Annotated in this window: 15 protein-coding genes and 6 pseudogenes; 14 read left to right on the top strand and 7 right to left on the bottom strand. The window is 57.9% G+C overall.

Annotated features, from left to right (window positions below; translation table 11 throughout):
• The first annotated feature begins 5 nt into the window (after nt 1–5).
• From ACVIGB_RS42005 to ACVIGB_RS41980, 6 genes and pseudogenes are all read left to right on the top strand, one after another.
• Nucleotides 6–1,183, top strand: a protein-coding gene (locus ACVIGB_RS42005) for an IS3 family transposase (RefSeq protein WP_456724919.1) whose coding sequence is annotated in 2 segments (ribosomal slippage) — nt 6–303 and nt 303–1,183 — 1,179 coding nt in all. Because the reading frame shifts where the segments join, the coding sequence is not laid out codon by codon here.
• Nucleotides 1,184–1,294: 111 nt separating this feature from the next.
• A complete protein-coding gene (locus ACVIGB_RS42000) occupies nt 1,295–2,038 on the top strand; it encodes a reverse transcriptase domain-containing protein (protein WP_456749401.1) in 744 nt (247 codons plus the stop codon).
• A complete protein-coding gene (locus ACVIGB_RS41995; protein WP_456749400.1) occupies nt 2,035–2,364 on the top strand; it encodes a group II intron maturase-specific domain-containing protein in 330 nt (109 codons plus the stop codon). The genes ACVIGB_RS42000 and ACVIGB_RS41995 overlap by 4 nt, the downstream gene beginning before the upstream one ends.
• A gap of 529 nt (nt 2,365–2,893) precedes the next feature.
• The gene (gene ltrA / locus ACVIGB_RS41990) at nt 2,894–3,949 is read left to right on the top strand and encodes a group II intron reverse transcriptase/maturase (protein ID WP_456724921.1); all 1,056 of its coding nucleotides are present in this window, start codon (nt 2,894–2,896) and stop codon (nt 3,947–3,949) included.
• The gene (locus tag ACVIGB_RS41985) at nt 3,910–4,194 is read left to right on the top strand and encodes a group II intron maturase-specific domain-containing protein (protein ID WP_456725305.1); all 285 of its coding nucleotides are present in this window, start codon (nt 3,910–3,912) and stop codon (nt 4,192–4,194) included. The genes ltrA (ACVIGB_RS41990) and ACVIGB_RS41985 overlap by 40 nt, the downstream gene beginning before the upstream one ends.
• Before the next feature lie 172 nt (nt 4,195–4,366).
• Nucleotides 4,367–4,789, top strand: a pseudogene (locus tag ACVIGB_RS41980) (IS66 family transposase); the annotation flags it as partial.
• Nucleotides 4,790–5,015: 226 nt separating this feature from the next.
• On the opposite strand, the gene tnpB reads toward ACVIGB_RS41980, so the two are convergent.
• Together tnpB and ACVIGB_RS41970 are read right to left on the bottom strand one after the other, a co-directional pair.
• Complete coding sequence (gene tnpB, locus ACVIGB_RS41975) at nt 5,016–5,462, bottom strand: IS66 family insertion sequence element accessory protein TnpB (protein WP_456724922.1); 447 nt, start codon at nt 5,460–5,462, stop codon at nt 5,016–5,018.
• A gap of 170 nt (nt 5,463–5,632) precedes the next feature.
• The gene (locus ACVIGB_RS41970) at nt 5,633–5,833 is read right to left on the bottom strand and encodes a hypothetical protein (protein ID WP_456724923.1); all 201 of its coding nucleotides are present in this window, start codon (nt 5,831–5,833) and stop codon (nt 5,633–5,635) included.
• A 2,751-nt stretch (nt 5,834–8,584) separates the two neighbouring features.
• On the opposite strand from ACVIGB_RS41970, the pseudogene ACVIGB_RS41965 reads away from it, so the two are divergent.
• Nucleotides 8,585–8,735, top strand: a pseudogene (locus ACVIGB_RS41965) (Dabb family protein); the annotation flags it as partial.
• Nucleotide 8,736: 1 nt separating this feature from the next.
• Here the strand turns inward: ACVIGB_RS41965 and ACVIGB_RS41960 are convergent.
• The 3 genes and pseudogenes from ACVIGB_RS41960 to ACVIGB_RS41950 all read right to left on the bottom strand — a co-directional run.
• Nucleotides 8,737–8,967: pseudogene (locus ACVIGB_RS41960) on the bottom strand (ATP-binding protein); the annotation flags it as partial.
• 739 nt (nt 8,968–9,706) lie between these two features.
• Nucleotides 9,707–10,396, bottom strand: coding sequence for a cytochrome-c peroxidase (locus tag ACVIGB_RS41955; RefSeq protein ID WP_456749306.1), 690 nt, complete (start codon nt 10,394–10,396; stop codon nt 9,707–9,709).
• A gap of 91 nt (nt 10,397–10,487) precedes the next feature.
• A pseudogene (locus ACVIGB_RS41950) lies at nt 10,488–10,727 on the bottom strand (cytochrome c peroxidase); the annotation flags it as partial.
• 630 nt (nt 10,728–11,357) lie between these two features.
• On the opposite strand from ACVIGB_RS41950, the gene ACVIGB_RS41945 reads away from it, so the two are divergent.
• The 4 genes from ACVIGB_RS41945 (at nt 11,358) to ACVIGB_RS41930 (ending at nt 14,637) form a co-directional block, all read left to right on the top strand.
• The gene (locus tag ACVIGB_RS41945; RefSeq protein ID WP_456724925.1) at nt 11,358–11,507 is read left to right on the top strand and encodes a Flp family type IVb pilin; all 150 of its coding nucleotides are present in this window, start codon (nt 11,358–11,360) and stop codon (nt 11,505–11,507) included.
• A gap of 516 nt (nt 11,508–12,023) precedes the next feature.
• A complete protein-coding gene (locus ACVIGB_RS41940) occupies nt 12,024–12,353 on the top strand; it encodes a hypothetical protein (protein ID WP_456749305.1) in 330 nt (109 codons plus the stop codon).
• Between the two features lie 47 nt (nt 12,354–12,400).
• Nucleotides 12,401–13,108, top strand: coding sequence for a PAS-domain containing protein (locus ACVIGB_RS41935; RefSeq protein ID WP_456724927.1), 708 nt, complete (start codon nt 12,401–12,403; stop codon nt 13,106–13,108).
• Entirely contained in the window at nt 13,069–14,637 is a 1,569-nt protein-coding gene (locus ACVIGB_RS41930) for a putative bifunctional diguanylate cyclase/phosphodiesterase (RefSeq protein WP_456724928.1), read from the top strand. The genes ACVIGB_RS41935 and ACVIGB_RS41930 overlap by 40 nt, the downstream gene beginning before the upstream one ends.
• Before the next feature lie 79 nt (nt 14,638–14,716).
• Here the strand turns inward: ACVIGB_RS41930 and ACVIGB_RS41925 are convergent, their stop codons facing one another.
• Both ACVIGB_RS41925 and ACVIGB_RS41920 read right to left on the bottom strand, forming a co-directional pair.
• On the bottom strand, nt 14,717–15,025 hold the full coding sequence (locus ACVIGB_RS41925; protein ID WP_456724929.1) for a hypothetical protein: 309 nt from the start codon (nt 15,023–15,025) through the stop codon (nt 14,717–14,719).
• 1,366 nt (nt 15,026–16,391) lie between these two features.
• Nucleotides 16,392–16,619 (bottom strand): annotated as a pseudogene (locus tag ACVIGB_RS41920) (transposase); the annotation flags it as partial.
• Nucleotides 16,620–16,816: 197 nt separating this feature from the next.
• Here ACVIGB_RS41920 and ACVIGB_RS41915 point away from each other — a divergent pair.
• From ACVIGB_RS41915 to ltrA (ACVIGB_RS41905), 3 genes and pseudogenes are all read left to right on the top strand, one after another.
• A pseudogene (locus ACVIGB_RS41915) lies at nt 16,817–18,158 on the top strand (IS110 family RNA-guided transposase).
• A 33-nt stretch (nt 18,159–18,191) separates the two neighbouring features.
• On the top strand, nt 18,192–18,653 hold the full coding sequence (locus tag ACVIGB_RS41910; protein ID WP_456724930.1) for an IS3 family transposase: 462 nt from the start codon (nt 18,192–18,194) through the stop codon (nt 18,651–18,653).
• Between the two features lie 602 nt (nt 18,654–19,255).
• On the top strand, nt 19,256–20,713 hold the full coding sequence (gene ltrA, locus ACVIGB_RS41905; RefSeq protein ID WP_456724931.1) for a group II intron reverse transcriptase/maturase: 1,458 nt from the start codon (nt 19,256–19,258) through the stop codon (nt 20,711–20,713).
• The last annotated feature ends 171 nt before the right edge of the window (nt 20,714–20,884 follow it).

The following is a 20,884-nucleotide window of genomic DNA, read 5'->3' as shown; positions in this document are numbered from 1 at the left end:
GTCGGATGGAAGGACGTCAACGTCGGTCATTTACGGATGACTACAAGCGGCAAGCGGTCGATCTCGTAGCATCGAGCGGGCGCTCGGTCGGATGGGTGGCCAAGGAGCTTGGGCTGCGCGATTCCGTGCTGCGGCGGTGGGTGGAGCAGCGAGGGGCCCGGCTGCAGCCGACGGCGGCGACGCGGCGCCCCACAACGCAGGCGGCGCTGCCGTCGGCGGACCACGCGGCAGAGATCGCGCGTTTGCAGCGAGAGAACGAGTGGCTGCGCATGGAGCGCGACATTTTAAAAAAGTCGATCGCGATCTTTGCTGGAACGCGGACATGAGGTTCCGCTTCATCGAAGATCGTCGCGCCGATTATCCGGTAACGCTCCTGTGCGACGTGCTCGGCGTCTCGCCGGCCGGCTATTATGCCTGGCGCTCGCGCCCGGAGAGTCAACGATCTGCGGCCAATCGTGACCTCGTCGACGACATCAGGCGGGTCCATCGCGGCGCCCGCGGTCGTTATGGCAGCCCGCGCATCCATGTCGAGTTGAAGGCCCAGGGCCGCGGGGCGAGCCGCGGTCGCATCGAGCGGTTGATGCGCCATCACGGTATCAGGGCCATCATGGCGCGGCCACGCCGGGTGCGCACCACCGACAGCCGTCATGACTTCCCGATCGCCCCGAACCTGCTCGAGCGTAACTTTATCGCCACCGCGTCGAACCGAATCTGGCTCGCCGACATCACCTACGTCGAGACCGATCAGGGCTGGCTTTATCTGGCCGCGGTCATGGACCTCTACAGCCGCAGGATCGTCGGCTGGGCGATGGCGGATCATTTGCGCGCCGAGCTGCCCTTGGCGGCCTTAGCGATGGCCATTGCAACACAACGGCCTGGCACCGGCCTGGTCCACCATTCAGATCGTGGCGTTCAATACGCCTCGGCGGAGTATCGCAAGGTGATGCAGTCCGCCGGATTCCGGGCCTCGATGAGCCGCAGGGCCGATTGCTATGACAACGCTCCGATGGAGAGCTTTTTCCACACGCTCAAAACTGAACTCGTCCATCACCGGCACTATGCAACACGGCAGGAGGCCACATGTGATATCTTTGCCTACATCGAAGGCTTCTACAACCGGACCAGGCGCCACTCAGCCATCGGCTATATCAGCCCGATCGAGATGGAGCTAAAAGCAGCTTAACCCTGTCCATTTTTTGGGGGGAAGATCACTTGAGCGCGGCTCGGTCACCGGGTTGGATAAGGTGTCGCTCGAAGTTTTTGAGAAGGACTTGAAGGGCAACCTTTACAAGGTCTGGAATCGAATGTCTTCTGGCAGCTACTTTCCACCTGCCGTTCGGGCTGTCCCTATTCCCAAGCGCAAACGGTCGTCAAGCTGCAGATTGACCAAGCACTCGAGGAAATCTTCCTTCCCGATTCCTACGGCTACCGGCCCGGAAAATCCGCGCTGGACGCCGTCGGCGTGACCCGGCAACGGTGCTGGAAGATGGACTGGGTGCTGGAGTTCGACATCAAAGGCCTGTTCGACAATATCAGCCACAAGTTGCTTATGAAGGCCGTCAGGAAGCATGTGCAAGACGAATGTGCTCTGCTCTACATCGAACGCTGGCTAACAGCGCCGATGCAAGGCAGAGACGGGGCGATCACCGCTCGCGACCGGGGCACGCCCCAAGGCGGCGTGATCAGTCCCGTCCTTGCCAATTTGTTCTTGCATTATGCGTTCGATACATGGATGGCGCGGAACTTCCCGCGGTCACCATGGTGTCGATACGCGGACGACGGGCTCGTTCATTGCCGAATCAAGGCTGAGCGGAAGCCATCAAGGCGGCGCTGCAAGCAAGGTTTGAGGAATGCGAACTCGAAATGCATCCCGACAAGACCAAGATCGTCTACTGCAAAGACAGCAATCGCCCGGGTAGCCATGCCAGTCAGTCATTTGACTTTCTGGGATTTACCTTTCGACCGCGCAGGGCAAGAAACCATCAAAAGAAAGAAAACTTCTGTACGTTCTCGCCAGCGGCCAGCAGGGTGGCGATGAAGTCTATGCGTACGACGATCCGGCAGCTCCGGCTCAGGCTTCGCTCGCAGACGGAAGTCGACGCAATCGCCTTGGAACTGAACCCCGTCCTTCGTGGATGGTTGCAGTACTACGGCAGATATGGGCGGTCAGAAATGCACAACCTGTATCGATACGTCGACGAATCTCTTAACCGCTGGGCGCGACGCAAATACAAAGGGCTGAAGAATGGAAAAGTCAGAGCCTCCACCTGGCTCAGATTGATCCGCTGCCGTAGGCCGAAGCTGTTCGCTCATTGGGCGATGTTGAGTTCTGCTTCGTTACTTGTTGAGAGCCGTATGACGTGAGAGCGTCACGTACGGTTGTGTGTCCAGTAAAGACTGGTGTGTTCAGCAGGAGATAGACCTGCCGGGGCAAGAGTCAGGAACCCCGTAGTTTGGATGGCAGGATGGAGGGAAACCAAAATCCTGAAGCCCATCGACAAGATCTCCCTTGGGGAGATTAGCGAGTCACCGGGCCGTAATAACAGTGAACGCGTTGTGGCCTCGAAAGTGAGTAAGTCCGAGGGCCGAGCCCGCAACCGAAGGGCGAAGGCAGCATGAACAGTCGAACACTGACCGACACGACTGTTCATCTCGGCGGGGTGGAAGCGACAGCACGGTGACAAGGACACACCGAGGAACTGGAGAAGCCTTCCTCGTCCCGGGGAGAAATCGTCGGAGCAAGGTAAGTCGTATAACCGGCAACACCGGGAAGGCGGCTAAAGACGAGAAGGTGGCGGCCGGGTCCGTAGTAGCAATGAAGCGGAGTAATGTCCGTGGAGCCAAGGGGCCCTGCCATTTGCAACGTCTCCAACATAAGGAAGGCAAGGACGAGATGACAAAGGCGTCCATCGATTTGCAGGACCTGAGGCGGAGACTATACGTCAAGGCGAAGGCTGAACCGTCCTGGCGTTTTTGGGGACTGTACGTCCACATCTGCAAGATGGAGACGCTGCGCGCAGCGTATGAGATGGCCAAACAAAACGACGGTGCTCCGGGAGTAGACGGAGTGACCTTCGAGGTCATCGAAGCGCAAGGCGTGGAGACTCTCCTCGAGCAGCTAAAGGACGAACTGACCGGGCGCACCTATGAACCGCTTCCGGCCCGGAAGCACGAGATACCGAAAGACGGGGGCAAAGTCCGCGTCCTGTCGATTCCGGCGATCCGGGACAGAGTGGTGCAAGGTGCGCTCAAGCTCATCCTCGAGCCTGTGTTCGAGGCTGACTTCCAACCCGGGTCGTATGGATATCGGCCCAAGCGGACAGCACATGGCGCGATCAAGCGCGTGGCTGAAGCGATAGTCCAACAGAAGACGCGAGTTCTCGACTTTGACCTGCGGGCCTACTTTGACAACGTCCGACATGACCGGCTGTTGGAGAAGGTGGCGCGGCGGGTTGATGACGCGGACATCATGCATCTCCTGAAGATGATGCTGAAAGCCTCCGGCAAGAGGGGCGTTCCTCAGGGCGGTGTGATCTCGCCCTTGCTCAGTAATCTCTACCTCAATGAGGTGGACAAGATGCTGGAGCGAGCGCGGGAAGTGACCCGCAACGGCAAGTACATCTACGTCGAATACGCGCGGTTCGCTGACGACCTGGTGGTCTTGATCGACGCCTACAAACGTCATGACTGGCTGATTGGAGCCGTGACCAAACGACTCCGGGAGGAGTTCGCCAAGCTGCAGGTGGAAATCAATGATGAAAAGAGCCGAACCGTGGACCTGGAACGAGGCGAGAGCTTCGGCTTTCTGGGGTTCGACTTCCGCTACCTCCGCAGTCTACGCGGAGCGATGCGGCCGCATTACACGCCCAAGCTCAAAAAGCGGACGGCGCTTTGCGCGGGCTCAAAGAGGTGTTTCGCCGATACCGGTCGCAGCCGATTGACAGGGTAATAAGCCTGATCAATCCGATGCTCCGGGGGTGGGTGAACTACTTCGCGGTTGGACACTCCAGCGAGTGCTTCAGCTTCATCAAAGATTGGGTGGAGAAGAAGGTCAGGCGCCATCTGGCGCATGCTCGGAAACGAAAGGGCTTCTGCTGGAAGCTGTGGAATAGGTCGTGGTTGTACGACACTCTCAGGCTGTTCAACGGCTATCGAGTGCGACGCGACGGACCGAAAGCGGCCCCAGCCGGATAAGTCCCATAAGCGTTGGAGTGAAGCAAATGGGAGCGCGCAGTGCGGGAAATCCGCATGCTGCGTGCGACGTGGCGGGGGCTGGAAACGTGGCACGGTCGAGAGGCCTGCCGGCGCGCCAGTCCTCGACCCTACCTGCGAGAGGCTGGAGGTGAAATCCCTCCGGCCTACTCACCCGACGGTGCCGGTGCTGGCCAAGGGAAAGACCGACACGGGGCGATGCTGGATCTACGTGCGAGATGACCGGCCTTTTGGTGGCACAGGCCCGCCGGCGGCGATGTTCTACTACTCGCGCGACCGCAAGGGCGAGCATCCCCAGGCGCATCTGGCCCGCTATGCAGGCATCCTGCAGGCCGACGCTTATGATGGGTATAACCAGCTTTATCTGGCTGGGCGCCATCCTGGACCGATCCGTGGGGCAGCTTGTTGGGTCCATGCGCGGCGCCCGTTCTTCGCCATGGCCGATATTGAAGAGAATGCGCGTCGTAAGGCCGACGGCAAAAAGGAAATCCCTCTCTCCCCGATCGCGATCGAGGTCGTGCGTCGGATCGATGAGCTGTTCGAGATCGAGCGCTCGATTAATGGCAGGAGCCCCGAGGAACTTGTTTCGGCCCCTTCGCTCCAGTCCCATTACAGCACCTTCATCACTACTACGAGCCGATCCGCCCCAGTGTTGTGCTTCGGTACTCTCGTCTCGCGGTTTGCGCCGCTTGAACTTCTCCCTTGGCATCACAACGACTGGTTCCTGCAGTTCTCTACAAGAGCCTGTATCCAGATCGCGTCCCCTAAACGCCGGTCGCCATCCGGGCAGTAATCCAGGCGCCTCACGGATTGATCTCAGGGATGGCACGCGCCCCTGATTTTGGCGACGCCTTAGTAATTTTCGACGCGTCATCGGAAGATTCGCTTTCGCTCGCCTTCTGGATACTTACCTGCCCCGTAAACCCGGGACTTTTGCAACACTTGCTCATGACCGCGCCTTTTAAGCGAAGCCACAGTGTCGTGGTTTTGCATCTGCGCCTGAAACGCCGATGCAGGAGGGCCATCCTCCATCTCTCATAAAGCTGTACCTCCTTCATGCTCTGCAGCACACCATGCCAAAGAATCTTGACCAGATCGCCGCGACGGCCGCGGAAGATGTAGAGGTCGCCGGCGTGAGGATCGCGCTTCAGGCTCTGCTGAACCGTAAGAGCCAGGCTTTGCATGCCGCGGCGCATATCGGTGTGGCCGGTGGCGATCCAGACCCTGACGCCGCTCGGGAGCGGGATCATCGCGTTCGCCCATCCGCCAAGGCCGCGACAGCAGCCTATCCCAACCGATGTCGCTAGAATGGTATGCCCCTCCTAAACTCCGCCAAGTGCGCGAACCCGCCCGGATAAGTTCACCACGATCTTCAGACTGCGACTTGAAAACTCGCCTTACGACAACACCATTTCTGCTCTCATCGCCACATAGTTGGTGCTTGACGAACAGCATCTACGCCAATCTGCTTAAGGCGCTCGCGTGTTCTCTCACCTTGGCTGGCGGCCTCCAAAATCTTCGAGGCGACATGTGCGCGGATGCCAGTATCACGCAGAGGAACGCCCTGGCAGACCTCATCGAGGATCGCGCGCAGGAGCGCGGTGGTGACAGCGTCCAGCATCTCAAGATTCTCCGCGGATCACGATAACACGAGCAGACCTGCTCTTGAATTCAAATAGTTTGCCACGCAGCACAACTCAAAAATCCCGTTCACTCGCAATACCTGTCCCGTCTTATCGCCTGAATTCATCTTTCTTTCCTCAGGTCGCCACTCTTGCCTGCCCTGCTGCGTGATCTTCTGCTGTGCCAACGTTCCTGTCTTTTATGCAGTGACGACAAAACAAATCCATAATGCTTACGATGACGCTCAAATACCGCAACCGGGCAGCCGCTTGCGGCGCATTTCATCTTAGCGATTGTGCGAGGTTACGGCGCGTTCAGATAGGCTGGGCTTGTCGCCATCCAGGAAGTCTCTTGGACGCCGTTGGCTGGATCAGGCGGAGGGCATGCGCGCAGGCAGGCCTAACTTCGAGATTGGCGAGTGCAGCATTAAGAGTCCAATCTGCTGAGCGAATTGAGATCTCTCATAAACGTCCTCACCATCACTCTAACTGGTGACACCATTGAATATTCCAGCGCTGCTTCGGACACGGCTCCGGTAAAACGCAGGGAGTAGTCTGGCGGCTTATTGAACTATTGAAGAGGAAAATCAGTTCTCACGGCGCAAGCTGTGCATGCTGCCTCGATCAGTTCGCTTCCGATAACTGGCTGAGTTCCAGACCCAGGCATCACTTGGAAAGGGAGCTTACGAGAATTGCACTCGAGTCAATTTTCAGGATACAATCGCTTTAATGACGATTTATACTTATGTCCGATCAATTTTCAGTTTTTGATATCTTTGTAACTCGACCAGGACGTCACTGGGTATGGTCTGTCCGGTCGACCGAGGGCACGCGGATTATGACAGGATCGAGAAGCAGCCGCCCTGGCGCTAGTTACGAGGCCAATAGGGCGCTCTTTCTGTTGCTGATGAACGCGCCATATCGCTTGCGGCTTTAGCCTCCAGTGATCCAGCCCCTCGCGAAGACCTCCGCAACGCACCCGCTTCCCAGGGATCAGAAGCAATGATCGATGATCTTCAGCGATCGGTGATTGCACAATTGCACACGTCAGTTTCTGATCTGGACTTGAACCGCCTCTACAAAGCGGTAGTCCGACTGATCGGCCACGACGCTTAAAACCTAGGAGCCGAGCGGTCGTCGTCGGAAAAAATGGCCCCCATCGATCAGGATCGTAGATCCGATCTCGTCATCGGCCACGGGAGGTTGTTCATTCGTTCATTCCGCCGTGAGCAAGGTTGCTGCTGCAGCAATCGTGAACATCGACAATCCTGGAGCTACTTCCTCTCCGCCGGGATGTCCAGAGCGATTACGCGCGCTTTGCGCGAGTTCGATAATGGGAATCATTTGATTCGGCTAACGAGGCTCAACCAAACGTCAGGATGGCACCGAGCACATCACGATAGTTCCCGCTTTATCGCCATGGACCGCCATGATAGGCATTTCGACTTCCCGCAAGCTTTGACGTTATGGTGACGAGAGCAGATTCAGCCAGCCCATTTGCATCCGGCGAAGGAGCCACCAGTAATAGTAAAAATGTGCGAGCGTATCATCGGCCGCAGTCGAGCAGCCCTCACTGCCTGACCGCTCAACTGCAGCTCGTTTGTTTGCCCTGTAAATACTGAAGTCGATGATTGTTGCCGATGTTTCGGTCACTTTAATACCTTCGTCTTGCGCGTTGGGGCACCAGATTCAAAGAGCTGCAACTATCGGCTAGCACTTGCTCGCGGCTTACGCATTCCACACGATAACTTGGTGGAACAACCTGCGCCGCCAGTATCCGGCGAAGCCATTTATGATCAGCTTCCCGGCGAGCCTTGAAGTGCTCCAAGCATTTCTTTGAGCAAAGGGCCGTTCGCCAACAATAATGACGGATTAGGCCGAACCTTCTGCCGCATATCGCGCAGCGCTTTGCTGAATCATCGTGGGACGGATGGGACTTTTCGCGCATTCTTGCCTCCTGTCGGGATGAATGAACAGCCTTGCTTCTTGCACTTACTGTCGCCACAGCAGGACGCCCGCTCGGGCGGCATCTGCTTGCTTCTTTTGCGACATGTATGGCTACCAGGCGCAGGCTCGCGAAGCGGAATGCGCCTCCTCGGCGACGCAGGCGCTCCGCCGAAGCGCGTCACCAAGATTTTTCTATGATAGTGAATAATTGATCTGTTTTAGTGCACTGATCAACGCTGCGCCGGTTAATTTCTGCGTTCTGTCGCGGGCCGCTGAAGGATTTCAACATTCCATGGGCCTTCTAACTAGCCATCTCATGATTGCCGCCTCGTTGACCTGTCAGATGGCGGCGATCACGCTTAGTTCAACGTCTCGCCTATTGCCGTTTGCGCGTACGATTCCGAATGTGGCGATCTGCATAATTTGATAGAGAGACGCGGGATCATCGAATTCGACGCATAAAGTGGAACGTCCCGCAAGCAGCCGCGCGTTCAAGCAAGCACATAGGCTGCCTCGTTGGTATAGATACAGATGATCTAATCAGGATCTGCCGCCTCAGGCGCAGTGAGGGCATCGCATTTAGATCAGCCTGTTCAGTCGAAGACTGTCGCGCCATCTCAATCTGAGAAGCGGACACATATCCCGAATCTCGATCGATCGTCACACCTAATTGCGAACCTCAGGCGATCCTCGAAGCTGACAGATCGAGGCTGTTACGGTGCGGGGCACAGCGTACTATGGGTCATGGCGGATCCGATCCACTTTGTGCTGTAATCCGCTCGAACAGACTCCCAAGGCTTTTCATGATTCGTCACATCGTCTTCTTCACCTGCAAGGATAGGGCGGATATCGATCAAATAGTTGATGGCCTATCGATTCTCGCGGGGATCCCGCATGCGCGCCGGCTGCAGGTGGCTCGCAATCGGAAAAACTGACCAACTCGGCAATGAGATTGTCAAACGCCATCCGGAACTGCCCCCTTTGCGTCATGAAGAACTGCCCCCACCATCGGGATTATGATCTCGGTGGCTCCGCCGCTGACGGGACGGAGGGAGGCGGAGCCGACCCGAGGGCCGTCAGCGGCGGGCAGCTTGATGAGGCCGCTCTTTCGCTTGGCGCGGAGCCGATAGCTGTCGCCGCGGATCGTCAGCACGTGGCTGTGGTGCAGGAGCCGGTCGAGAATCGCGGTGGCCACCACGGGATCGCCGAACACGACAGAGTACCAGTCCTTAGATATCCAGAGAACCTTGCCGCAACGCTCATCAAGCCCATGCCCGCGAAGGATTGCCCAGTCACCAACGGCTGGCAAACCAGGCGGCGCCAGTCCCCTGCTCACCTTCAGCTCAGGAAAGAGACGCCGCGCGACCCATCCCCACCAGCCCAGGAAGGCTCGTTGCGTTGTCGTTCGTAGTTGTCCGGCCACAACGTGTACTCCACCTGCTTCAGAGCGGCTGTTAGTGCTGACTGCCATGATTCGGACATCCATACCTTGGGCCCGTAGGCTGCGCTCCTGCAAACACAGTACGCCACGGACGAATAATCTCGTTTCGCGCCTGTCATCTAGGTTTCTGATTGGAGTGCTTCGTACAAAGGATCCCGCCATCTCGCTCTGAACACGCTTTGTTGCGCGCGGCTAGAGGTCGCTTGGACCAAACAGAGTTCAACGACAAACCTTCAATCCATTCGTCGTAACTGAATGCTTAGACGAACGGATGTCTGGAGCCATCAATGTTCGGAACGTACAGTGCGAGGGTTTTGGCCAAGGGCTTGGCGCTCGTGGTCAGCGCAAAGCGGTACGTAGCCCGCACTGAAACTCTGGAGAGCTGGACGGGCGCACTCCTCATCGCTGCGTTTGGCCTGCTAGGAGCAGCATTGGCGCACTTTCCCTGAGGCCTTCCCGCCCGCCGTGCAATCAGGATAACTGGTCATTGAGCCAACCCCCGAAACGTCGGGGCCGTTGAAGACGCGGTGAGCGTCTGAAGGAAAGCGACCAGGTCGGCCTTTTCGCTTTCCGCAAGGAACAGCGGCTTTATTGAAGGCGAGCCGCTGGGACGGTCAATGCCACCCTTGTTATAGAGTTCGACGACCTCTTCGAGGGTTGCGACCGATCCATCATGCATGTAGAGCGCCCGCCGCGCGACGTCGCGCAATGTCGGCGTCTTGAACGCGTAACGTAGCTTTTCCGAGGCCGGAAACAGCCAGCCGCGTCCAACATCGCTGTTTCTTCCGATGCCAATATCCTGAAACGATCCATCAGTAAGAGATGGTCCACTGTGGCAAGAGCAATGGGCCTTGCCGTTGAAAAGCTCAAAGCCACGTTTTGCCGCCGCGCTGATCGCGATTTCGTTTCCCAGGATCCATCGGTCGAATGGCGCTTCGCCAGCGACGATGGTTCGTTCAAAAGTCGCCAAGGCGCCTTCGATCCTAGGGCGTCTGATCGAACCATCCCCGAATGCAGTTGTGAATGCATCAGTATAGGCCGGGATGGCGGCTAGACGCGCGATCAGTTCCGATTCCGTCAAATTCATGTTCGCCCGGCCTGTGATTGGCGCGAACGTGACGGCTTCGAGAGTCTTGAATCTGCCGTCCCACCCTAAGAATTCGATGAATGCCACATCGATCAATCTCCAAGGTCGGCGTACGCAGTGGCAGTCCGTTCGGATCCTCGCCGATCGCACGCGCAAGGCCGTCCCCCCAGGAAAGCGCCGGATTGTGGCATGTCGCGCAGGAACGGGTGCCGGAGCTCGAGAGCAACGGATCGAAGAAGAGTCTTTCCCCGACTTTCGGCACCGTATAGGGATTGCGATCTGGAAAAGGGATCGCCGCCGGCCGCCGATAGCTGGCGCGCTGCGCGGCATCGCCTGATGTTTCTGCTGCTGCCGGGGTAGAACACTGACCCAGCGGCAAACAGGCCGCGAATAAAGCCAAGCTGATCCAGATCCTCATCGGCTCCTCCGCGATTGACTGGCTTCTATACGCCAACCTGGTCAGAACACCTTCAACCCCAACTATGCGCAGCCGCCGATTCGTTGAAGTTGACTCTATAAATCCTCCCCGCTTCCGCGACGATTGTGACGGCAAGCAAGTGCTGCGCCGCGGTCGCCGCAAATTTGGGCAAAGGATTCGAAGCACATCGGCCGCCGGAAACAACCTCCTCAGGCTGAACAGTTCGACCCAATTTTGTCCAACCGCCGACAGGAGACTCACGCCTAGCGATGAATGATCCCGTCGGATTATCGTCTGCAGCGTCGCGACAGGGTTGCGAAGTTCTGAAGCCCTCCCTCGGCAATGCCCATTTGGGCTCCACCTCGCATCGGGTTCGCAGATCACGCTTGATGGCCGTCCACCGCCAACTTGTCGCTGCGCGCGCGGATCGTAAGCAGAATCGCGCGAGACCCATTGCGGCTATTACCTAGCTGGAGCAGCGAGAGTTTCGTCACGACCTTGCACAGTGCATACTGTTCGTTTCGTACAAAGTTTTCGTGCCAACAACGGACGCAATGTCGAATCAGATTTTGCCGATTTTAACAAATTGCCGCCAAACTCCTGAGCGCCAACCAAGGAAAGGCGCGCACGGTGAAAACGCTAGTACGCTTTTCTGGAGCGACGGCCATAGAATATGGGCTGATAGCGGCGGGTATTTCAGTGGCGATCATAGCAGCGGTGAATGGGCTCGGCGTTAAGCTCAGCGCGAAATTTGCTACGATCAGCAGCTCTCTGAAATAGCCCGACGCCGCCTCAGTTGCTGCTCTCCGCTTTCTCGCCCCACATGCAAGAACGAGCCCAGTCGGGGGCAAGCTGCGGCCGGCCGAAATTCGTGGCACTTGAGAAGCAGTGCGGCGAGGAGTGAACGGAACCGTCTCGATGCAGCTACTCCGAAGTTCTTATATCTTAGCGAAGGACTTTGGATGAATCTTTTCGTCGGCAGGTTTGCCCGTCAATCGAAAGTCGCCCCGGAGGCCATTCGGTCCGTGGCCACTTGGTTTTCGCGCCTTGTCCCGCCTCGAGGCTCGATCCGAATCGCGATCTTGTTCTTTTGTCTCGCAATGACCGCGATTGCAGCGGGCCTTGGAGGGTATTCAGTCCTTGGTGTCCGGCACGCAGGGGACCTCGTTACCGGAACCTTCGATCAGTCTCTGATGTCGATTAACTACGCGCGCGCAGCCGGTGCCGATTTTGCTGCGATGCGCGTAGCGTCTTCACGACGACGCGTCACAAGGGACCCGGCGGCCCGTGCCCGCGATGATGATCAACCTCGGCAAGCTGGCGAAGACACTTGCGGATGATGTGACCATAGCGGCTGAACGGTCGCAATCGGCGCGCGCTGCGCAGGCGGCCGCCAAGGTCAAAGAGGCAGCAAACGCCTGGCTCGCGCTTCATCGCCGCCCGCTTCAAGCCTCTGCTGATGACGGTCGGGACGATGAAACAGGCACTCGGGACATCGACGATGTTGACAACCTTTCCGACGCCGTAAATCAGCAGATTGAACTGCTGGTAAACTATACGGCGGGAGATGGCTTTCTATTCCGTCAGCGAGCGCTACGATCAAACGGGATCTGCAACTTAATATAGCAGGGCTGACTATTGCGCTGCTTCTGTCCGGGTTCTTTTCGTGGCTATTGGCGCGCCGAATCATCGGGCCTGTAGCCGTTGCGTCCAAGGCGGCGAGGAGCATTGCCGATGGCGACTTGAACACGGACATTCCCACAGGCGGCAGTGATGAGTTGGGTTCGCTGCTCGCGGCCATGAGGAAGATGCGGGACAACATCAGGGAGATGGTTGACCAAGAGGTGGCGCAACGACGGTCCGCGCAGGCGCGGCTTTCCGACGCGCTCGAAAACTCTCAAGAAGGTGTCGTGCTGTTGGACGCGAACGGACAGATCGCATTGGCCAATTCCCGAGCGAGCGAATTCATCCGCTGCTCCTCGCGGCTCGTTGATTCGAATGTTGCGCAAATCGAGCGGGGGCCGTGCCACGGGTCAACCGCAGTGGCAATCACTCGCCAAGAGGCCGTTGACGACGCCGAAGCGGCGCCGAGCGAAACCCGCCTCCCCGATGGACGCTGGTTGCGCGTCAGCCGCAGTCCGACTCAGGAGGGGGGCGTCATCCTCGTCTATGGCGATATCACCGGCTTGAAGCAGCAGGAAGCCGAGTTGGAAGCGACAAACCTGAGACTAGACGCGGCGCTGACGCACATGTCTCAGGGGCTCTGCCTCTACGACCGTGATGCACGGCTGCAAGTCGTGAACCGACGCTTCTGCGAATCTATGGTCTTTCGCTCGAGCTCGTGCTTCAGGGCATCACTTTCGAGGATGTGCTCGGTCTGAGCGTTGCGGCTGGAAATCATGGTGGCCAGACGGTGGCCGATCTGCTGGCGGAGCGGGAAACATTTTTGGCTCGCCACGACACCGGCAACTATCTCCAGCGCCTCAGCGACGGACGTGTCATCTCGATCGCGCATCGTCCCACGTCAGATGGCGGCTGGCTCAGCAGTTGCGAAGACGTGACCGAACAACAGAGAGCGCAATCCCAAATTATCTTCATGGCGCGCCATGATGCTTTGACCCGACTGCCAAATCGCTCATTGTTCACCGAGCGCATTGAACAGGCCGTTGCGGAAGCCGGCCGGGGCTCTGGCTTTGCGGTGTTCTGCCTGGATTTGGATAATTTCAAACAGATCAACGACACCTTGGGCCACCCGATCGGTGATAGGCTGCTCTGTGCGGTCGCCGAGCGATTGAGCGCATGCGTCCGCGAAGTCGATACCGTTGCCCGTTTGGGCGGCGACGAGTTTGCGATCATACAATCTGATATCAGCAACGCTGAGGACGCCGAATGTCTCGCCCGCCGCGTCGTCGAATGCATTGGAGCTCCTTATGAACTAAATGGGCATCGTCTTATGGTCGGCTGCAGCGTCGGCATTTCGCTCGCGCCAAGTGACGGCACGACAAGCGAAAAGCTGCTGAAAAACGCCGATATGGCGTTGTACCGATCCAAGACAGACGGCAGGGGAACATGGCGGTTTTTTGAGCCGGCGATGGACGCAAGTCTGCAGAGCCGCCGGGCACTCGAACTCGATCTGCGCGAGGCCATGGACAAGGACGAGTTCACTCTGTTCTATCAACCGATCTATGACTTGCGCAGGGACCGGATCAGCGGCTTCGAAGCATTGTTGCGCTGGCGGCATCCGGAGCGGGGGCTGGTGCCCCCCGACCAATTCATTCCCATTGCAGAAGACATTGGTCTCATCACGCAACTCGGTGCATGGGTCTTAAATCGCGTCTGCGAGCAGGCGGTCATGTGGCCGGACGAGATCAAAGTTGCTGTCAATGTGTCCGGAGTTCAATTTCGTGACCCGAACTTTGCTACGCTCATCGCGGGCGCACTAGCTGCATCACGGCTGTCTCCCCTCCGACTTGAACTCGAGATCACCGAAACTGTTCTGCTTTCAAACAGCGTCGAGACGATTGCAACACTGCACAAGCTGAAGGCGCAAGGGTTGCGCATCGCTTTAGACGATTTTGGGACCGGCTATTCGTCGTTGAGCTATCTGCGCAGCTTTCCCTTTGACAAGCTCAAGATTGACCAGTCATTCGTCCGTGACACAGCGGCGACACCTGGATCGAAAATAATCGTAAGAGCCATTACAAGCCTCGCAAAAAGCCTCGGTATGACGACGACGGCAGAGGGGGTTGAGACGATGGAGCAGTTGAACCAGATGAAGGCGGAAGGCTGCGACGAAGTGCAGGGATTCCTCTTCAGCCGCCCGGTCCCAGCCACCGAGATCGCATCAACGATCCTCACTCTGAGAAGCGGCCTCCCGAGACGTCACTTGAGCCGGGCGATAGCCAGCTGACAAGGTTATTTGCAATACTGTTTTGCATCTGTACGTCAACGCTATCGCTCCATAAACCACGCTACCGTCCGACATATCGTCAGCCCGACCACAGTGATTGAAGACTCGCGATCAGCATGAACAAATTATCTTCATTCGTAATCTGCGCCGACCGAATCGTGGCCTGACGCGAGGCTAGGCCGTTCCGATCGACGCGACCCAGCTTCAGCTTCAACTTCGCCAGGCCGATAAACTCGTCCACTTGACGCCGAAGGTCGTCCGCGACCATTGGCGGCTGGTTCGTCATGGTGGAGACCACGGTCCACCTGTGCTCGGGGCTGAGCGCCTTGGCGGTTGCGTGGCGGTTGGCGCCGTCGGAAAAGTGCGCGATCTTGCCGCAGGGTGACATTGCTGCTCTGACTTTCACAATTGGACGCGCGAGGCCGCAGGCAGACAAGGAGCTTGGGGGCTTTTTTAAGGTCTGTGACTTGCCTTTGATAGTTCGCGGGCGACATCACAATTTTCACAATTGACCGCATGAGATACGGGCGTCGGCGAAGAAGTGCCAATCAGCGTTGCGATTGGCGCGAGACCATTGGGCCCAGAGATACGAGAGACGGATTCGCCGCCGCGAGGGCCTCACTCCATAGAGAGCGCTCCCGTCTTGTCCGGCCATAATCAGAGACAAGGAGATGGTTTGATTTTCCTCTCGTTAGCGCTCGGCGCTTTTGCCCAGCAGCACTCCGCCCACGCTCAACCCGTTCGACCGTGTTGCGTAAGGCGATTTCGGAGAGGCTTACAACCAGGGCTTTGAGGCGGACAATTTCCTGCTTGCAGCGCCTCAATTCGCGCTGTTCAGCTGTCTCCGATACTTCAGGGCGGCTGCTGTTACTGTCTGCCATGATCCGTAATGAGATACCTTGATTCGGGGGTTTGGCGCTCCGACGAACACAGTACGCAGCGGACGGACAATCTTGTTGCCTACCTCAACGTGTCACCTCGACTTTGCCAGCTCATTGCCTCTTCCACCGAGATTGCCGACTGAACGAGGCATAAGCGCTTGGAACCAGCTTATAGGAGCTGCATCCATTTTCTTGGAGGGATTGGCGTTGATCGATCTGCAACACGCCGCTCATCTTGCGAATCAAGCCTCGGGCTTCGAAGCGGACCAGCGTCTGGGTTACGCCAGAGCGGCGCAATCCAGGACAGACGAAAGTAGTCATGTGTCACCGGAAGCACATGCGCATTCAGAGCATCACCGGCCAAACACGGACCCCGCACAATGCTGTCTGAACGCCCTGAAATGTCACCGCTTGAACGTACCCAAAGAGAGGCCCCCGGATCTAGGCGCTCCTTGACCAGCCGACGCAATCCTCGATACGGATCCTGTGTGCGTTGCCGTGAAACAGCACGACTGATTGATGCGTCGAAAGATGTGTCCCCCACAAAAACGAAGCACCGCCCCTCCGATATATCTGATCACCGCAGTTTCAAGCAAGCTTCCAGCCGCGACAACCCTGAGCGAGACCAGGCCCGCCTCCCTGAAATAGACGTGCTCGACAGCTTGTTCGGCTCTTGCAGAACCATATGCTCTTGCAGGACGACCGGCTCAAGGTGCTCCTAGTGCCGTCGGATGATCGCGACCCTGCGCTCATTTCAAACGAACTAGACATTTTACGAATGATCGCAACGCTTAAGCCTTTCCATCGTAAGTTTTAAGACGCGACTTTGTGCGAAACGCTCCAATCTGTGGCCGGGATGGCACGCTCGGGCAGACAACATCGGTGACGGTGGTTATCCGCAAGGCTGTGCACGATGCGTCCCGGATCGCGCCGCTCCGGGAATACGCAGGACAACTTCGCGGCCAAGCCGAGGCGCCGGTCCGCCATGGCCAGAAGCATGACGCCGCCATCCGACGTCAGCTTGCCGCCGTCGAACGAGGCTGTGATCTTCTTGCGGGAAACGGCTGGAAATGAGAACGGCAGACTCGTATCGTCGGTCATGGCGAGTGTGGCGGCCCGGATGTGCGGAGGGTGGGTGTTAGCAACCGAATCCTACGCCACCTCAGCGGCTTACGCCACGCTCGCCAGCCTCTCAACAATCCGCTGATGAATAAGACGGGCTAGCGACGATCCCGATTGGGAAGATGACGATTGGCATAGCCCAGACCCTCCTGCTCATCATTGATTGGAGGACTGCCATGCCCAAGAGGACGACCGGCAACCGACCGGAACTGAAGCCGGTCAACGTCGGGGCCGCCGCCATCGACATCGGATCAAGGATGCACATGGCTGCGGTTAACCTCTTTCGGCACATTTACGCGAGACCTGCATGAGCTGGCGGATTGGTTCAAAGCCTGCGGCGTGACGAGTGTCGCGATGGAATCTACCGGGGTCTATTGGATCCCTGTCTATGAGGTTCTGGAGCAGCGCGGGTTTGAGGTGATTTTGGTCAATGCGCGGTACGCCAAGAACGTGCCCGGACGCAAGACCGATGTCAGTGATGCTGCGTGGTTGCGCGAGCTTCATTCCTATGGCCTGTTACGCGGCAGCTTCCGACCTGATGCCGAGATTGCAACCCTGCGCGCATACCTGCGCCAGCGGGAGCGGTTGGTCGAATATGCCGCCGCCCATATCCAGCATATGCAGAAGGCGCTGATGGAGATGAACCTGCAACTCCATCATGTCGTCTCCGATATCACCGGCGCGACCGGCATGCGGATTATCCGAGCCATTGTAGCAGGCGAGCGCAATCCTGACGTCTTGGCAACCTACCGCGACGCGCGATGCCATTCATCCATCGAGACGATCCGCGCGGCACTGGTGGGCAACGACCGGCACGAACATGTCTTCGCGTTGACCCAATCGCTGGAACTCTACGACGTCTACCAGGCGAAGATGCTGGACTGCGACCGCAAGCTCGAGGTCTTGATCGCGGCACTGAACAATAAAGGCGCAAGACCGGTCGCAAAGCTATCCAAGCCACGCATCAAGACCAAACAAGTCAATACGCCCACCTTCGATGTCAGGTCCGCGTTGTATGGCCTGCTCGGCGTCGATCTGACTGAGATCCATGGGTTGGGTCCATCGCTGGCCTTGAAGCTCGTCGGCGAGTGTGGCACAGATCTGAGGGCAGCTCCGAGTGCCAAGCACTTCACTTCCTGGCTGTGCCTTGCACCAGGCAACAAAATCTCTGGCGGCAAGGTGTTGTCCTCGCGCATACGAAGATCATCCAGTCGGGCAGCCGCACTGTTGCGGTTGGCGGCAACAACGGTCGGGCGGAGCGATACGGCGCTCGGAGCATTCTATCGCCGACTGGCCTCACGTGCGGGTAAGTCAAAGGCGGTGACAGCGACCGCCCGCAAGATCGCAGTTCTATTCTACAACGCCCTCCGGCACGGCATGAGCTATAAGGATCCAGGCGCCGACCACTACGAGCAACAATATCGCAACCGCGTCCTCGCAAACCTTCAGCGCCGGGCCAAATCGCTGAGCTTGGTATTGCAGGCCATTCCGGGGAACGCAAATCCGGCTGTTTCTTAGGAAGTCGATCGCGATCTTTGCCGGAACCCGGACATGAGCTTCCGCTTCATCGAGGATCACCGCAACGTGTATCCGGTTCGGCTGATGTGTGAGGTGCTCGAGGTCTCGCCGGCCGGCTATTACGCTTGGCGCACGCGCCCGGTGAGCGAACGGACAGAAGCCAATGCCACGCTGCTGGCTGAGGTCCGGCAGGTCTATCAGGACAGTGGCGGGCGCTATGGCAGTCCGCGAATCCATGCCGCTCTGACGTCGCAGGGACGCGGCACCAACCGTGGCCGGATCGAGCGGATGATGCAGCGGCATGGCATCCGAGCCATCATGGCGCCACCACGCCTGGTTCGCACCACCGACAGCCGTCATGACCTGCCGATCGCACCGAACCTGATCATGCGCGACTTCACCGCCGCAGCCCCAAACCGGGTCTGGCTTGCCGACATCACCTACAGTGCGCCTCGCTCCGAGAAATCGGGGAAGCGTATGTTTGGAATGCATTGAGAAAGGAGGAGTTTGACGAGCTGCTTCCCGCTGTGGGGAAGCATGAGCCCAATCGGCGGTGACCTGCTGTCAACTGGCATGATGACGTAGCCCGCAGGTAAAGGGGACTGAGGCGAAACCGTTACGCCTAGTCTAGATGGTTCCCGAGGCTGAGTATCGGAAGGTTGAGGAACACGAACCGGTTCATCCGCGTCTGTGGGCTGAAATGTCGCCTCCGCCTACACGGTTTAAGAGGCGGAATGCTGAATGGTGTCGATGGATATGTAACCGGAGACACGCGAACGCGAGCGCAGATGTATGGCGTCTTGCGGGGGCCGAGGGGAGAACACAGCCAGACCGAGGCAACGGCATCGACTTGCAGCAAGCAAGGGAAAAGACTGCGACCGGTAATCTCACCGATGCGCTGGTAGTCCAACATATGAACGAGGGAAGGCATGAGCGGAATGGCAAGGGAGTTGACCCCGATGTCCCCCATGCTGGTAGAGCTCCCGTAGTAGTCCGAGACCGGGAAAGCCGGTTACATGGCGAAGGGGAGCAGTTTGAGTTGCTTGAAGTGCATGTGATCTGACCTAACGAGGTGAAGACCTTAGATAATCAGTGAAATGCAGCACAAGCTCGCGACATGGGCCGCGGCCGATCAGACCCGCCGGTTTGATCGATTGCTGAGGCTCATCACCGACAGGAATTGGCTTGCTGAGGCGGCCCGGATCGTCCTGGCGTCGAAAGGCGCCAATACACCGGGTCTTGACGGAACGGACAAGCGACGGCTTGCTGCTGGTCTGGACCGTCATCTGGAGCGGTTGCGAGTGGTCCTGCTGGACGGCAGCTATCGTCCGACACCGGTCAAGCGCATTCATATCCCGAAGGCCAACGGCAAGTTGAGACCATTGGGTATACCGATCTTGCTGGACCGTATCGTCCAGCGGGCGATGCTGATGGCCATGGAGCCGATCTGGGAGAGCGACTTCCACTCCGGTTCCTACGGCTTCCGTCCTGAGCGCAGTGTTCATCATGCGGTTCGCACAGTGATGATGCAGTTGCAGGATAGCTCTGACTCGAAGGGCCGCTGGATCATCGAAGGTGATCTGGCGAGTTACTTCGACACTGTCCATCATCGGCTGCTCCTGAAATGCGTGCGTCGTCGCATCAGGGACCTGAGGTTCATTGATCTGCTCTGGCGACTTCTCAAAACCGGTCACGTTGACCGTGGCTTGTTCTTCGCAGCCAGTGAAGGCGTTCCGCAAGGCGGCGTTCTGTCGCCGCTCCTGTCCAACATCATGCTCCACGAGTTTGATTGCTGGTTGGAGGCGAAATACCTGAACAAGAAAGCGAGGAAGGATCGCTGGGCGTGGAACTTCGGCATTCAGCAGGGTCGTCCGATCACGGTTCGAGAGAACCGCGAGTGGAAACCTGCCGTAGCCTATTGCCGCTATGCCGATGACTTCGTCGTCATCGTCAAAGGGACGAAGGCCCATGCCGAGGCTGTCCGTGAGGAATGCCGTGCCTTTCTGGAAGGCAAGCTGAAGTTGACGTTGAATATGGAGAAAACCCATATCACCCACGTCAATGACGGCTTCGTCTTTCTGGGGCCTCGGATCATTCGCAAGCGAGGATCAAGCGGACGGATGGCGGTCGTCACGACCATACCCAAGGAGAAGGCCAAGGCATTCGCGCATAGATTGTCAAAGGTCCTCTCCGGTGATCATGATCTTGCTAAGGTCGACATGGTGGACCGCCTGAACCGCCAACTGCGGGGCTGGGCGGCCTTCTACAAGTATACGGACTTCACTGCGACCACATTCCGGCACATCGATCATGTCGTGTTCTGGAAAATGGCGCACTGGCTGGCGATAAAGTATCGGAGCCGTATCAAACCATTGATGCGGAGCTGGTATCGAGCGCCAGTCGCTGGGCAGGCCAAGACCTGGCTTGTCCATGGGGTCGGTGAACGAGGCTACCGTGTCGGGAAAGCATTACACCGATTGGTATCCAGTCCAAAGGGGCAGTTCCGATGGAGAAGCCCGGAAGCAAGTCCCTACATCTTCAGGGAGGAGCCCTAAGACCATCACCTCGCGATATCAGGATGTCGCAATGGCCATGGGCCAGACCTGAACGGAGAGCCGTATGCGCTGAAAGGTGCCCGTACGGTTCGGGGAGGAGAAGCGCTTATGCGCTTCTTACTCCATTCGAGACCGCGGAGGGCTGGCTTTATCTGGCCACGGTCATGGACC

The organism is Bradyrhizobium sp. USDA 4341, assembly GCF_054063755.1.
Note: the sequence above shows the minus strand (reverse complement) of the source record. Positions and strands in the feature narration are given on the sequence as shown.

Coding starts and splice junctions, on each gene's coding strand:
- ACVIGB_RS41995 (WP_456749400.1), top strand. CDS start 2,035: ATGAAGTCTATGCGTACGACGATCCGGCAGCTCCGGCTCAGGCTTCGC.
- ltrA (WP_456724921.1), top strand. CDS start 2,894: ATGACAAAGGCGTCCATCGATTTGCAGGACCTGAGGCGGAGACTATAC.
- tnpB (WP_456724922.1), bottom strand. CDS start 5,462: ATGATCCCGCTCCCGAGCGGCGTCAGGGTCTGGATCGCCACCGGCCAC.
- ACVIGB_RS41970 (WP_456724923.1), bottom strand. CDS start 5,833: ATGCTGGACGCTGTCACCACCGCGCTCCTGCGCGCGATCCTCGATGAG.
- ACVIGB_RS41940 (WP_456749305.1), top strand. CDS start 12,024: ATGATGATCAACCTCGGCAAGCTGGCGAAGACACTTGCGGATGATGTG.
- ACVIGB_RS41925 (WP_456724929.1), bottom strand. CDS start 15,025: ATGTCACCCTGCGGCAAGATCGCGCACTTTTCCGACGGCGCCAACCGC.
- ACVIGB_RS41910 (WP_456724930.1), top strand. CDS start 18,192: ATGAGCTTCCGCTTCATCGAGGATCACCGCAACGTGTATCCGGTTCGG.
- ltrA (WP_456724931.1), top strand. CDS start 19,256: ATGCAGCACAAGCTCGCGACATGGGCCGCGGCCGATCAGACCCGCCGG.